This window comes from Maridesulfovibrio ferrireducens, assembly GCF_900101105.1.
In the GTDB taxonomy this organism is placed as follows: Bacteria; Desulfobacterota; Desulfovibrionia; order Desulfovibrionales; family Desulfovibrionaceae; genus Maridesulfovibrio; species Maridesulfovibrio ferrireducens.
In genome coordinates this window covers 243,152-257,402 of record NZ_FNGA01000005.1, presented here as the reverse complement: position 1 = coordinate 257,402, position 14,251 = coordinate 243,152, and the positions used below count along the sequence as shown (strand labels likewise).

Annotated in this window: 12 protein-coding genes; 7 read left to right on the top strand and 5 right to left on the bottom strand. The window is 45.8% G+C overall.

Features of this window, described 5'->3' with window-relative positions; translation table 11 throughout:
• Nucleotides 1-38 precede the first annotated feature (38 nt).
• From BLT41_RS15745 to BLT41_RS15725, 5 genes are all read left to right on the top strand, one after another.
• Nucleotides 39-1,301 carry an ABC transporter substrate-binding protein gene (locus BLT41_RS15745; RefSeq protein WP_092162858.1) on the top strand — a complete coding sequence of 421 codons (1,263 nt, stop codon included), beginning with the start codon at nucleotides 39-41 and terminating at the stop codon, nucleotides 1,299-1,301.
• 85 nt (nucleotides 1,302-1,386) lie between these two features.
• A complete protein-coding gene (locus tag BLT41_RS15740; RefSeq protein WP_092162995.1) occupies nucleotides 1,387-2,505 on the top strand; it encodes a carbohydrate ABC transporter permease in 1,119 nt (372 codons plus the stop codon).
• 4 nt (nucleotides 2,506-2,509) lie between these two features.
• Nucleotides 2,510-3,355, top strand: a complete 846-nt coding sequence (locus tag BLT41_RS15735) for a carbohydrate ABC transporter permease (RefSeq protein WP_092162857.1) — start codon at nucleotides 2,510-2,512, stop codon at nucleotides 3,353-3,355.
• A gap of 9 nt (nucleotides 3,356-3,364) precedes the next feature.
• Nucleotides 3,365-4,249, top strand: a complete 885-nt coding sequence (locus tag BLT41_RS15730; protein ID WP_092162856.1) for a PfkB family carbohydrate kinase — start codon at nucleotides 3,365-3,367, stop codon at nucleotides 4,247-4,249.
• 24 nt (nucleotides 4,250-4,273) lie between these two features.
• On the top strand, nucleotides 4,274-4,945 hold the full coding sequence (locus BLT41_RS15725; protein WP_092162855.1) for a D-lyxose/D-mannose family sugar isomerase: 672 nt from the start codon (nucleotides 4,274-4,276) through the stop codon (nucleotides 4,943-4,945).
• Nucleotides 4,946-4,955: 10 nt separating this feature from the next.
• Here BLT41_RS15725 and BLT41_RS15720 read toward each other — a convergent pair whose 3' ends face one another.
• From BLT41_RS15720 to BLT41_RS15705, 4 genes are read right to left on the bottom strand one after another with little or no spacing between them, the layout of a single operon-like run.
• Nucleotides 4,956-6,428: a GGDEF domain-containing response regulator gene (locus BLT41_RS15720; RefSeq protein WP_092162854.1), complete on the bottom strand. Its 1,473-nt coding sequence runs from the start codon at nucleotides 6,426-6,428 to the stop codon at nucleotides 4,956-4,958.
• Nucleotides 6,415-6,879: a response regulator gene (locus BLT41_RS15715; RefSeq protein ID WP_092162853.1), complete on the bottom strand. Its 465-nt coding sequence runs from the start codon at nucleotides 6,877-6,879 to the stop codon at nucleotides 6,415-6,417. The genes BLT41_RS15720 and BLT41_RS15715 overlap by 14 nt, the downstream gene beginning before the upstream one ends.
• Entirely contained in the window at nucleotides 6,876-8,531 is a 1,656-nt protein-coding gene (locus tag BLT41_RS15710) for an ATP-binding protein (RefSeq protein ID WP_092162852.1), read from the bottom strand. Before BLT41_RS15710 ends, BLT41_RS15715 begins: the two co-directional genes overlap by 4 nt.
• 1 nt (nucleotide 8,532) lies before the next feature.
• Nucleotides 8,533-9,579 (bottom strand): ABC transporter substrate-binding protein, encoded by a 1,047-nt coding sequence (locus tag BLT41_RS15705; protein WP_170830391.1) that lies wholly within the window; start codon nucleotides 9,577-9,579, stop codon nucleotides 8,533-8,535.
• 217 nt (nucleotides 9,580-9,796) lie between these two features.
• Here BLT41_RS15705 and BLT41_RS15700 point away from each other — a divergent pair, with 217 nt between their 5' ends.
• Complete coding sequence (locus BLT41_RS15700) at nucleotides 9,797-13,330, top strand: beta strand repeat-containing protein (RefSeq protein ID WP_092162849.1); 3,534 nt, start codon at nucleotides 9,797-9,799, stop codon at nucleotides 13,328-13,330.
• A 101-nt stretch (nucleotides 13,331-13,431) separates the two neighbouring features.
• Nucleotides 13,432-14,019, top strand: a complete 588-nt coding sequence (locus BLT41_RS15695) for a pentapeptide repeat-containing protein (protein WP_092162847.1) — start codon at nucleotides 13,432-13,434, stop codon at nucleotides 14,017-14,019.
• Here the strand turns inward: BLT41_RS15695 and BLT41_RS15690 are convergent, their stop codons facing one another.
• Nucleotides 14,020-14,235 (bottom strand): DUF3955 domain-containing protein, encoded by a 216-nt coding sequence (locus BLT41_RS15690; RefSeq protein ID WP_092162845.1) that lies wholly within the window; start codon nucleotides 14,233-14,235, stop codon nucleotides 14,020-14,022. It lies immediately after the preceding gene.
• Nucleotides 14,236-14,251: the final 16 nt, after the last annotated feature.

Here is a 14,251-nt window from a genome sequence, read left to right as displayed (position 1 = left end):
AGTTAGAGGTTGGTTGTTTTAACACTGTAGGAGTACTTATGAAAATGTCCTTGGCGAAGTTGTTTTTGGTGCTTGCCGTGGCTTTAATGCTCGCAGTTCCGCAGGTCTCTATGGCCAAAGAACTGAACGGCGACCTTGAAATTTTTTCCTGGTGGGCTGGAGATGAAGGTCCGGCTTTACAGGCTCTGATCAAGCAATACAAAGATCAGAATCCAAATGTTAATGTTATTGACGCCACTGTTACCGGCGGTTCAGGTGTAAATGCCAAAGCGGTATTAAAAACCCGTATGCTCGGCAACGAACCTCCTGATAGCTTTCAGGTTCATTCTGGTCAGGAACTCATCGGAACATGGGTAAAAGCAGACCGCATGGAAGACCTTACATTCCTGTTCAAAGAGCAGGGCTGGATGGACGCATTTCCAGAAGGTTTAATCAAACTCATCGGAACTGACGACGGTATCTGGTCCGTTCCCGTGACCATTCATCGCTCTAATGTGATGTGGTACATTCCTGCCAATCTGAAAAAATGGGGCGTAACCGCACCAAAAACTTGGGCTGACTTTTTGAAAATAGCTCCTAAGTTGCAAAAAGAGGGTATTGTTCCTCTGGCTATGGCTGAAAACTGGACAGTCAATCATCTTTGGGAATCTGTAGCACTCGCATCTTTGGGCGCTGACAAATGGGATGCTCTCTGGTCCGGTAAGCTAAGATTCGACAGTCCTGATGTGGTCAAAGCATGGGAACTGTTCGGCAAGATCCTCAAATACACAAACAAAGACGCTTCCTCCCTTTCATGGCAGCAGGCGACTGATATGATGATTGACGGCAAAGCAGCCTTTAATATTATGGGTGACTGGGCAGCAGGTTACATGTCCACCACCAAAAAAATGGCTCCCGGCAAAGACTTCGGTTGGGCTACTTCTCCGGATACCGGTGGTGAATTCATGTTCCTTTCCGATTCCTTCGGTCTGCCAAAAGGCGCACCTAACCGCGACAACGCCATTGCATGGCTTAAAGTCCTTGGATCAAAGAAAGGCAGTGACACATTTAATCCGCTTAAGGGTTCAATTTCTCCCCGTACTGACTCTGACCTAAGCAAGTACAATGCTTACCTGCAGTCTGCATCAGCAGATTTCGGTAAAGACAGAGTAGTTGGTTCATTGGCTCATGGTGTAGCTGCGAATGAAACCTTCATGGGTGGATTCTCACAGATCATGGAAATGTTCCTTAAGACCCATAATGCCAAAGCCGTTTCAATGGCTTGCCAGCAGTTGGCTGACAAATCTAAAATCGGCAAATAGCAAATTGCTTGAAAAAGTATAAAGCAAGTAAAAGGTGGTCGCGCCGGTTTTCCGGCGCGGCCTCAATAAAGGTATAGGTACGGATATGAGGGAAGCTTCACGGGACAGATTAAAAGCGTTTTTGACGCTTCTGCCTTCCATCATTTTGATTGGGGTATTTGTATATGGTTTCATCGGCAACACCATCTGGATATCTATGACAGATTGGGGCGGCGACGGAGCTTTGGCTTTGGAGCCTGAGATGGAATTTGTCGGACTGGCAAATTACAGTGATCTTTTTACCGGGTTCCTCTCCAGCGGCTTCAGGCAGGATCTGGTAAACGCGGTCTACTATTCTGTCATGCTTCTGGCGGGCGCCATAGGTCTTGGCATGTTCATCGCCATTCTGCTGGACCAGAAACCCAAGGGTGAAGATCTTCTACGGACTATCTTTCTCTATCCAATGTCCCTTTCCTTTATTGTTTCCGGTACCATTTGGCGCTGGCTTTTAGCCCCACAGGGTGGAGTCAACGTTTTACCTACCTATGTAGGTCTACCACCTCTTACCTTTCAGTGGACATCCAGCACTAAAGCTGTGCTGGAATTTAACTGGCAGAATCTGTTACAAATTTTTCTGTATATTGCTGCTTTTGTCTTGATCCTCACCGGTTTATGGGTACTTAAGACTCATCCACACCGTGCGGTTAAACGCTGGCTCGGACCGGGAGTTGTTATCGGGCTGTTCGCATGGCTGGGAGGCAGTTTATTACCTCAAGCTCTTTTCATGGAAGAAACTCACGGCTTCAACCTAGCCACATTAGGGATCATAATGGCAACGGTCTGGCAGTATGCCGGATACACCATGGCCCTTTATCTCGCCGGATTTAACGGAATATCTCAGGATTTGCGTGATGCGGCAATGTTAGACGGAGCCAGCACCACGGCCTATTACCGTCATATCGCAATTCCAATGCTAAAGCCCATTACCATCAGTGCAGTGATTATTCTTTCTCATATCTCACTAAAAATGTTTGATATTATTTTTGCTATGACCGGGCCGGATAATGCCCAGACAGGACATCCTGCACTCTCCATGTATATGACAACCTTCCGGGCAAATGATTTTGCCAGAGGCGCGGCTATCGCGATTGTTCTGTTCATGGTTGCGGCCATGTTTATAGTTCCCTATGTAGTCAGCCAATACAGACAAAGGACCAGAGGATAAAAAAATGAGTAAACCTTCAACAGCTACCACCAGTAGATTTACAGTCGGTTCGTTTTTGCTTTACAGCTCACTTTTTTTGCTGGCTCTTTTTTTTCTCATGCCCGCATACATGGCTGTGGTTACAGCTTTAAAGCCGCCCGCTGAGATTAATTTATCAACAGCATGGGAGCTTCCCTCCAAGTTTCATTGGTCGAGCTTTTCAGACGCTTTTTCGTTGTTGAAATCCAATGTTGTAAGTTCTGTAATTCTGACCGTTTGTGCCACGGTTCTTTCAACGGTGCTTGGCTCATTGAATGGTTATGTTTTTTCAAAATGGAAATTCAAAGGTAGCGAATTTATTTTCACCCTCTTTCTATTCGGTATGTTTATTCCATATCAGGTAATTCTAATTCCTCTTTTCCAGACGCTTAGAGCAATGAATTTGTACGGAGGACTTCCCGGACTGATTCTGGCTCATGTTGTTTATGGATTACCCATTACCTCACTTATTTTTAGAAACTTTTACTCGCAAATACCTACAGCTTTGGTTGAGTCAGCCAGACTGGACGGCGCAGGTTTCTTTTCCATCTACACTCGCATTGTATTTCCACTCTCGATTCCGGGTTTTGTTGTAACAAGCCTGTGGCAGGTCACTCAGATTTGGAATGAATTTCTTTGGGGTATCTGTCTGACCCGTCATGCGGACAATCCCATTACAGTGGGCCTTGCCCAGCTTGCCGGAGGGCAGGCTGTCAGCTGGAATCTGCCCATGGCGGGATCACTCATGGCTGCTGCTCCGGTTCTGGCAATATATATTTTCCTCGGCCGTTATTTCATCCGCGGATTACTGGCCGGATCGGTCAAAGAGTAGGGGGAATAAATGGCTGAATTTCTTATAGCCGGACTTGGTGAAATCCTTTGGGACGTACTTGCTGATTCCGAGGAAATAGGCGGTGCTCCCGTAAATTTTGCATATCATGCCGGAGTATTAGGCGCAGACTCAATTGCTGTTTCGACAATAGGCAACGACGAGCGTGGCAGACGTGCCATAAAAGAACTGACCGGACGGGGTCTTAATCTTGAGACTGTCAGCATTGACCAGGAACATGCGACTGGATTTGTTGAAGCAAGTGTTGATGCAGATGGAGTAGCTCATTATATTTTTCCAGACAATATTGCTTGGGATCATTTGACTCTTAATGACAAAGCCTTAAGCCTTGCTCCGAAGGTTGATGCCGTCTGTTTTGGAACTCTTGCCCAGCGCAGTGATACCGCACGTGCCTCAATTCATGTTTTTTTAAAGGAAGCACCGCAGGCCCTGAAGGTCTACGACATGAATTTGCGTCAGCATTTTTACAACGAAAAAGTTATTCGGTTATCCCTTGAAAAGGCTCATGTTCTCAAACTCAATGATGATGAGCTCAGGACTGTGGCTCCTATGTTTACTCTTTCCGGCAGTGAACGGAATATGCTCAGCGAACTGCATAATAAATTTGATCTCAAATATTCAGTACTCACCAGAGGTGGTAACGGTAGTTTGCTGATGGGTGAGGGCAAAGTGGTGGAAAGTCGCGGCGTGGAAGTGCAGAATATGCAGGATACCATAGGTGCCGGGGATTCATTTACAGCTTCGGTTATTATCGGTTTGCTACAGGGACACAGTCTGGAAGATATCAGTGAACATGCAAACAGGCTGGCGGCTTATGTCTGCTCTTGCAAAGGGGCAATGCCTGCCATTCCCGATGAGTTCAAATTAATAAAATAAATTTCTTATATACGGAGAAACAGTATGAAAAGAAGTGAAATTAACGGTCTTATCACTAAGGCAAAAGAATTCTATAGCAAGCACCATTTCAGCCTTCCCAAATGGGCCTTTTGGGAACCTGAAGATTGGAAGGGAACAGGAGACAGTGAAGTTGTCCGCAACTTGCTCGGCTGGGATCTGACTGATTACGGCAAGGGCGATTTTGACAAACTGGGACTGATTCTTTTCACCATCCGCAATGGTAATCTTAAGGCAGGCGATGCCAAGCCATATGCTGAAAAAATAATGATTCTGCGTGAAGGCCAGATTTGCCCCATGCACTTTCACTGGTCCAAACGCGAGGACATCATTAACCGTGCTGGCGGTAATCTTATTATCAAGCTTTACGGCTCAGATGAAAACGAAGCCATGTCCGACAAGCCGCTTGATGTAAGCGTGGACGGTTTTATCCGCACAGTTGAACCGGGCGGGGAAATAGTACTCGAACCGGGTGAAAGCATTTGTCTTGAACCGGGTATGTATCATTCCTTTTATTGTGAAAAAGGAGCCGGGGACGTCATGGTCGGAGAAGTAAGCGCTGTTAACGACGACAATTCCGACAATCGTTTTCACGAACCGTTGCCGCGTTTCCCCGAAGTTGAAGAAGACGAAGCCCCCATTCACTTGCTGGTTAATGACTACACTAAGTATATATAAAAAGTGTCCCTTACATGCACGTTCTGTTCTTGCCCTTTTTTTTAGCCCGGTACATGTGCTGGTCCGCGCGGTCTACAATATCGGTAATTCGCTCACCTGACACATATTCCGCGATCCCCAGGCTAATCGTGCGTTGCTCCTTTTTCTCGGAATCAGGATAGAACACCGCTTCGGCAAATGCCTTTCGGATACGCTCTGCCACTGTTCGAGCCATTTCAGCGTCCGTATTCGGCAACAGTACCGTAAATTCTTCACCGCCATACCTATAGGCTGAATCGGTGACACGTAGCGAACTCCGGATGATACTTCCCAGTTCCCGCAATACTTGATCGCCTTCCACATGACCGAAGGTGTCGTTGTAAGTTTTGAAGTTGTCCACATCCAGCATGATAAGCGAAAGGGGAGACTTGTAACGCTCCGCTCGGACCATTTCAGCCTCAATCTGTTCCATAAAGTGGCGCATGTTGAAAAGGGATGTAAGCTGATCTGTTATACTCATTGTTTTGAACAGCTCTTCGCTCGTCCGCAGAGCCTTTTCATAGCGCTTATGTTCCAGCGCATTCATGACTATTTCGCCCACCATCCTGAGCAGGGAAACAAGATCGTCAGTACAATCCTTTTCATCGGTAACAAAATCAAAGCCGACAAAACCGAGAAGTTTCGTACGCAACATCATGGGAACAAGTATTATTGATTTGATTCCGCACTCTTGCAATAGACTTCGTTCAGCCTTCGCTTCCGGCGGCAAGTCGTTTACAGAATCAATGCAGATGACATTGTTTTTATTAAGGGATGCGGCAACCCACGGTGTTTGTGTGTCGAGATCAAAACTTTGAAATATTTGTTTTTGAGACGTAATGCCGCGTGCACACCACTCATGGGTATTATCAATAAATTTGCCGGTTTCCCGGAATTGAAAAACATAGCTTCGTTCAGCTCCGGCGAAGTTCCCCACAGACTGCAGTGCTTGGTTGAGCTCCTGATCGATCTTGCTCAAGGGACAATTAATGAATTGCGTAGAAAGCTTGAAAAGTAGGCGTTCGAAGTTCTGCCGATATTCCAACGCAAGCTTCATGCGCTGGTGTTCCTCCTCCATTTCACGTTGATGCAGTAACTGCCATACCACCGCAGGCAGGATGTCCAGATACCGGCTCTCCGTGTCTTTGATCATATAGTCACTGGCACCGAGTTTCATCGCCTCCACTGCGATACGTTCGTTGCCCTGTCCTGTAAGCATTAGTATGGCAGGGGGATTTGCACATTGCATCAGAGCACGGATGACTTCTATTCCTTCCATGCCCGGCATCTGCTGGTCAACAATGACGACATCGTAGGAAGTTTCGCGACATATAATCAGCCCTTGGGCCCCGTTCGTAACGAGATCCACTTCGTGCCCCTCGCGATTGAGCCTCTTTTGGACAAGACGCGCTAAGCCTGGATCATCCTCCATGTAGAGAATTTGTTTCTGATCACTGTTCGACATACTTTACCCCCCCGTCTGGCAGCTTAATTACGTTTAGAAATCTGCCCAGCTTCTGAATCGCTTCGGAAAAGAGATCGTAGTCCACAGGCTTGGTAATGAAGACACTACACCCCAGCTCATAGCAACGTTTGACCTCTCTGCTGTCATCGGTTGTGGTCAACATGATCACGGGGATGTTTTTTGACCTTTCATCGGCTTTAAGGTGTTTCAATACAGTAAAGCCGTCCATTTCCGGTAGGTTCAGATCCAGAAGTACCAGAACTGTGGCGGGAGGGGGACTACCCGCATATTCCCCTTGGCTCAGTAAGAAATCCACAGCCTGTCTGCCGGTGGTCAGATGCACAATTTTGTTTTGGACTCCCGAACGGTGCAGATTTTTCTGTATGAGTCGTGCGTGACCAAGGTCATCCTCGACGAGTACAAAGGTGCATTCTTTATTTATTTCGTTCATGCGTGTTCTCCTGCATCGCTTTTATCAGGAACACGAAACGAAACAGTTGTCCCCTTGTCGGGTTCAGACTCAAGCCAAATACGTCCGCCAAGGAGTTTGATAAGTTTTTTTACGTAGGCCATGCCCATGCCTTCACCCAACACATCCTGCTTACCGAGACGCCGGAACGGTTCAAAAACCATGTCCGTTTCGTTTGGATTTATGCCGCGTCCATTGTCCTGAATGTGAAAGACAGCAGCTCTGGTTTCGCGGTCGCAGAAAACGTGAATGTTCCCCGGTCTGTCTGGATCAAGGTATTTAATTGCGTTGCCGATGATGTTTCCGAAAATCTGTTCCATGGACAGGCGATCTCCCCATATTTCAGGCATATCATCTACAGTAACACGGATATTTTTCTGTTCGATATCATGGGCCAAAGTATGAAAGGTTTCACGGACAAGCTCGTTCATGTCCAGCCACTCAAGCTTGAGTTCCCGCCGACCGAGGCGGGAAAGATTGAGAATGGCGTTAATGAGTCTATCCATACGCGTGACCGAAGTATCAATAAATCCCAACGCTTCGGGGATATCTTCGTTCATGGCTCTGTAGTAGAGTTTTTGTTTGTCTTCCGCCAAGAGTGTTTTCATGTCGGCTGTTGCGGTCTCCAAGTCTTCCATGGAAAAGTGCAGTTCCTTTACGAACCCCTTGAGATTAACAAGCGGAGCACGCAAGTCATGTGAGACGATGTAAGAGAAACGCTGGATTTCCTCGTTACTCCTTTGCAGTTCGTCAGAATAGTGTCGGAGGGTTGCTTCAACTTGTTCGCGGAGAATTATTTCCTGACTCAACTCCTTGTTTTTCCAGTTCAATTCCTTGGTTCGTTTGTGAACGTTTTTTTCAAGCTCTTCTGTCCAATGGAGAAGGCGGAGTTGATTGGATGCTATTTCCTGAGACATTCTATCAATATCTCTGGACAGTTCTCCCAGTTCGTCGTTGGTGTCGATTCCCATCGTGTTGGTGTAGTCTTGTCTTGCTATGGCAGCTGTAGCTTCTTTCAATAACTTAACCGGGGAAACAATGAAAATTTTGAAGAGAATGTGCAGAAGGATTAGAGTGAGAAGTGATGCAATGAGGGCCACCCCTATGGCAGCGTTTCGTATCCGGGTTGAAGCCATGTGTATTTCGTCGTCGTCCAGAGATACGAAGACAATCCATCCCCAAGGCTCAAAGAGCATAGCAACGTACATTTCGTTTTCTATATGACCCTCAGCCTTTTTGAGATTGTGGATACGAATATTATTAAGTTCGGAAGCCCATCGTTTTTTCATGACCTCCGGAGCTGTGTCGGCTGTGTCGAAGACGAGTTTGCCTTGCGTAGTAAAACCAAAAATGTGTCCCGGCCAGATGAGCGAGATGTGACGTGCCGTAAGGGTTGCTTCCTTTTGATATGCCTCCCTAAAACTCGAAATGGTATCCAGACTGTTGAGTTTTAGCAGGACGTGCCGATGCTCAATGTCCTGTGAGACAAAGGTTTGCAGAATCCCTTTTGCATACTGTTCCGTCGCAGCGTGGATGGTTGTGGTTGAACTCTGCACCGCCCATATGCCGAAGCCCATGATCAACAGAACAATGCTCGGGATGAGCACTAGGGATATTTTAGTTTGTAGCCGCATATCAGCGATAAATATGTTTGCCGGCCAGCGTCAGCATGTCTGAGGGAATCACGATGCCCAGTTTAATAGCGGTTGTAAGGTTGACACACAAATCAAACGCCTGTGGCACAATTACGGGAATGTCACCGGGATTTGCCCCTTTGAGTATGGAATTTGCCAACCCGGCTACTTCACGTCCTCCTCTTTCTATGTTGGGAATCACGGCTATGAGTGCCCCGCGTTGTACGCTGTTCATGGTATTCCCCAGTGCGATGGGGCAGGAACCTTCCTTGATTTGTAATTCAGTAAACGCCTTCACTTCTGCCATGGGCCCGACTTGCTGCCACAGAAAATCTATTTTACCCGTAAGCTCCTTAAGTCCTTTGGATACGTCATGCAGCATATCTGGAATCCCCGTGGGAACTTCCCTGTATTTAATCTCATAAGGGACAAAAACCACATCCCTCCTATCCTTCGTAATAGACTGAAGTCCTTTAAGATCACCCCGCGATGACGGGTAATTGGAATAGACAAAGCCGAAACGTACAGGCCTGTCCTGCACAACCTGCCTGACCAGCCGCATTGTGAGATCAATCTTCACGTCGCGGAATAGTGAATAGACGCGTCCCGTAATATTTGTGCCGGTAGACTTCCCGATGTTTTTAACGATTCCGGCCCCCACTGGGTCCGCAACCACACTGAAAAGTATGGGAACATCCGTTCCCTTAAATATTGTATACGCGGCTTGGGAGGCGAGTGTTGCAAACGTCACAACAAGATCAGGCTTTCCCTTTTCCATTGCCTCCCGCAGTAGCTTCTCGGCCTTTTCGCGGCTGCCTTCGGCCCGCAGAATTTCGAACTGGACATTTTCGTCCTGATAACCCAAGTCCCTCATTCCATTCATGAACCATTTCGAATACTCCAGAACAACCGGAACGGGCATGGTTTCTACGACAAGGATTCGTTTCATTTTTGCTGCGTCGCAGGGACTGGCCGTAAAGACGAATGCTGTCAGGCAGACTGTAAACAACATAATGAAAAAAAGATTATAACATTTGCTTCGGGTCATGGTTAGTTCCTTGGACAAAGGATAATTTTTCACCATTTCAAAGATACATTAAGAATGAAGGTGTCACAAGTTTTAACTACGTTTTAAGCTTTAATTCTCCTTCTGGATGCGTTGATGTAATATTCTTTATCTTATTGTATCAGTTGCTTGTAATAAAATAGATATTTGTTGCATTTAAGTCCGTAGACATATATGTAACGTTCAATAAGGGGAGTATATGTCTACTAATAAATTTAAGCTGAGCTTTATTTCGATATTCTTTTTCATTTTGTTAACTTCATATCCTGTTCATGCTGCATGGACTCCTGATGCTCCTACCGCTTTAGGAACTGATTTGGCAGGAATTGTCATGGATACAGGTGATGGCTTGGTTGCTGTCGGTGATGATGGCAAGGCCTATCATATGACTGCTGCCAATATGGTTGATACAACAGCCGCGAACGTTGTGTGGGCTCAAGTCTATCCTCCTGCTTCGACTGATTTTGTAGGTGTTGCCCATGACGGTAGTAATTTTTGGGCCGCCACTGAAAATGGAACTATAGTCAGCAGTGCAGACGGCATAACTTGGGCTACTGCGTCTCTAACGGCAGCGGCCAGAACTGCGATTGATGGTAAAACTGTCGTTGGAATTGCCTGTCCCGGTGCCGATGTTGTGGTTGTTACCAATGATGGTGCAGGCGCTTATTTTGATTTTGGTGTAGGCTGGGCAAGTATTGGTGCTAATCTGTCAGGCGAAACAATCGCAACAACTTCCAGTATTAAGGGCGTCCGGGAATTAACCGGAACCGCCGACGCATTTGTAGTTTTTGGTGGTGGTGGCGGCAATAATTTGTACAACGTAACAAAGGCCGGAGTTCTTACAGCCGGGCTTAATGTTAATAATTGTCCGGTTATCAATGATATTTCTATTCAAACAGCTACATCATGGTATGCCGTTGGAGACAGTGCAAAGATTGTACTGGGTACTACCGATTTGGCTGTGGGTGGCGCCGTAGCCACTGCCGCTCTTACAGTTACAGGTGGAAGCAGCCCTAATTTCCTTTCTATAGATTATAATACTGCCGATACATTCGGCTATGTTGCGGGCGCTTCGGGTGAGGTTTTCCGTGTTTCCGGCGAAGCTGTGACATACAAAGCTCAGGGAATTGCAACCGAGAATCTTAACGGTGTAGCTCTGGTTATATCCGGTTCCTTACGTCGGGCATTTATTGTCGGCAATGCCGGAGCTTCTTTGTACGGTGGAGAGACTTTTTGGAATGCCGTTTTGACTGGTGCTACCAAAGATGTAGCAACTGCTCCCGGAGATCCACAATCTATCGTGGCTCTGTCCGGAACCTACTATATTCCCAGCGGTGATGATGAAAAATTATACTCTTCGACAGCCCCGACTACCTCATGGGCTTCTGCCGGTGCTGTAAGTACTCAGGCTGTGGAGTCGGGAGCCATTGCCGGGGCAGAGGTTACCACTGATGATTATGTTGCGGTTAAGGTTGCAGGAACAGGTCTTCTTGCAAGGATTACGATATTTACAAACGGAGCCGCAACAGGATTAATAACTGCTCTTGCAGGCACCCCTCCGGTGACAGCAGATTATATTGCTGCACTTAATGGTAATTTTTATTTTACCAGCTCAGATGGAACAAAATTTGTGCAGTCGATTGCTTTCGCTTCCGGCGACGCGAATAGTGCGGATGCTTCGATAGCTTCCGGGATCGCTGTTAGCGGGTTGGCTGCTTCTGCTAACGGTCTTTATCTTATTGGTGACGCCGGGGCTGTTAAAGCTATGGCCGCCACGGGAACTCCAACTGTATTAACGAATCTCTCCGTTAACACGAATGTTTGGACAACTGCTACTGATATCAATACAGCCATTGGAACAGCTACAGGGTTATATCCTACATCTGACGGAAAATTGATAATTGTGGATAATACCAACAAGATTTTTTTGGTGAGTGATTCAGGAGGAGCAGCTATTGGTACGTTGGCCGCAGTAGATCAGAATTATTCTGGTGCCGCTCCAACCTACGTTTCCGGTAGTTCAACCGATCTGATTGTCTCTACAGCTACCGATGTATGGCGATACAATGCTGCTAGTTGGGAAAAGTATGATGGTTTAAGCACTGCTATTTCTGTAATGAATGCTGTTGACGGGGTTGCCTCATCCGGAGCCAATGCCGTAGCTATTGATACTGATGGTCTTAATACCAATAGGGGAATAGCTTATTCTACGGGAGCAAGTTTTGCAGCAGCGGCCCCTGAGACCCAGCCGGATGTAAGCAGTACTATCAACACCATATATAACGCTACCAGTACTGATATTTATGTGGGTGGCGACAATGGACTCCTCTATAAAGGTGTCTACGCTTCTGAATCTTTCACATGGACCCGTGTTAATGAAGGGGTTGTCGGCTCAAAGCCTGTGAACAGGCTTACCGGTTACGGAAGCAATGTTTTCGGTCTTATCAAGGGCGGAACAGAGATGATTATGTATGACGGTACCAACTGGTCTGCCGTAACAAATAATCCTCCGGTTGCATTCACAGACATTAAGGCAGTTTCAGCTACAACTCTATATGCTTCCACTGCCACTGCGGCTAATTATTTATATAAAATTACGATTGCAGGGACGACAGCAACTTATACTCCTCAGACGAAAGGTGGAGGTGCTGGCGTTTTAGTTGCACTCAATGCCCTCGATGTGAGCACTGACGGGCAGACTCTTTATGGAGTCGGTGCCGGCAATAATGCTTTAAAGTTGACTTCTCCCGTTGCCGATGCATGGACGGTTGAGCAGATAACAATGCCCGGAGCTGCTCCAACCGCAATGTATGATGTTGTTATTCAGGAAGCTTCGAAAGTCTATATGGTTGGGGACACCGGTTATGCTGTCTCTTATGACGGTTCAACCGCAACTCTTATAACCGCACCCGCAGCAACTATATTAAACTCAGTATGGGCTTATGAAACCCATGTTTATGCTGCAGATTCTAATGGATATGTTCACGATTACAATACTTCAGACAGCACTTGGACTTCCGGATTAGTACAGGCTTCAACTAATATTAAAGTTGTAAGCGGTTCAGCCAAAGGTGGATTTCTCGTATCTGGCGGACAGAATGGTGTTCTTAAAAGAACAACTATCAGTTCTTCTGGCGGCGGGGATAGTTCTTCAGCTGTGCAACCCGGAGCCGGCGAAGATTCTGACTTGATTTCATCTGCTTCTTCTTCTGTGCCGACTTCAACGGCATTGACTACTTCCTATGGTACTCCGAGTATGACGGTTCTTGGCAGACAGCAGTCTTTCCAGACAAAAGCGATAACTGCCGATTCAACTCATAATTTCCTTTTTACTTTCACTCCTTCAACTAATATCGCTGTAAATGATCTCAAGCTGTTTAAGCTGCTTGCGTCAACCAGCAGTAATCTTACCTACTCCCGTCTGAATGCTGCTCCCGCTTCTGCAACGGATGGAGTTTATTGGATTACCGACAATAGTGGGGGGGTAATGGTTTCCGGAGAAACCTTAAGCGCGAACAGTGTCTATACTGTTAATTTCGGGATTAAGGATAACGGCAGTTATGATACTAATACCGCAGCAGGGGTAATTGCCGACCCAGTTGTTTTGGGAGCAACCAGTTCTTCAGGCTCTTCAGGCTGTGTCTTCAATCCGGCACAGAGTATGAGCCTTGAGTGGATATTGCTTATGATTACCCCGTTTCTTGTTGCTGTTAGAAACAGGTACAAGAAATAATTTAGCAAAGTTTATAAGTGTGAAAAGCCCCTTTAGATTCTAAAGGGGCTTTTTCTGGCGAAATGAACCATGATGAATTTTAAGATAAGTGAGAATTTAATATGTCAGCTTTAATTGTTCATGATAATGAGACTTATGAAAATGAAGTCTTTAAAGCTCTGGATGTTAGTGATGAACTACTCAGGGATGTTTCTTTTTACAATTGTCGTTTTGTAGGGTCATCTTTTCAGTTTGCCGATTTAAGAGGGTGTGCTTTTGAAAAATGCACATTTTCGAATTGTAATCTTGCCCTTGCTAAATTTCATAATACGAAATTTATCGGCGCAGTATTTAATGATTCTAAATTACTGGGGATAAATTGGGGCAGTACGGGAGTGGTTATTAGTGCTTCTTATGTAAACTGTTTGCTTGATAGTTCTATTTTCAGCGATATGAATCTTGGTAAAGTTAAGTTTATTTCATGTTCAATGGTCGAAGCTTCTTTTCTTAATACGAAACTGGTTCGTGTTAAATTTGATGATTGTGACCTGAAGAGATGCCAATTTAGTCAAGCTGATTTAAGTTCTGCTGATTTCAGTACTTCAAGAAATTATTATATGAATGCGAGTTCTAATAAACTTCATAAGACTGTGTTTTCATTACCGGAAGCCGTTTCACTGCTTGCAAATCTTGATATTAAGTTAAAGTAGTTACCGTTTTCGCCACAGCCACCGAATAACGCAAACAATACCGACAAGAATTCCTAGTAGAAAAAACAGCCAGCCTATCGGGATCAAGCCGAAAGGCTCATGCAATATGCCTTCGCTATCAATTGTTGAACCAATTGTATTGAATGCTATTGCGCATGCAATGCTTACGCATATTAAAAACAGGCTTGTTTTGAATGAAATAAGGTGTTTAAACATTATATTTCCTGAAAAA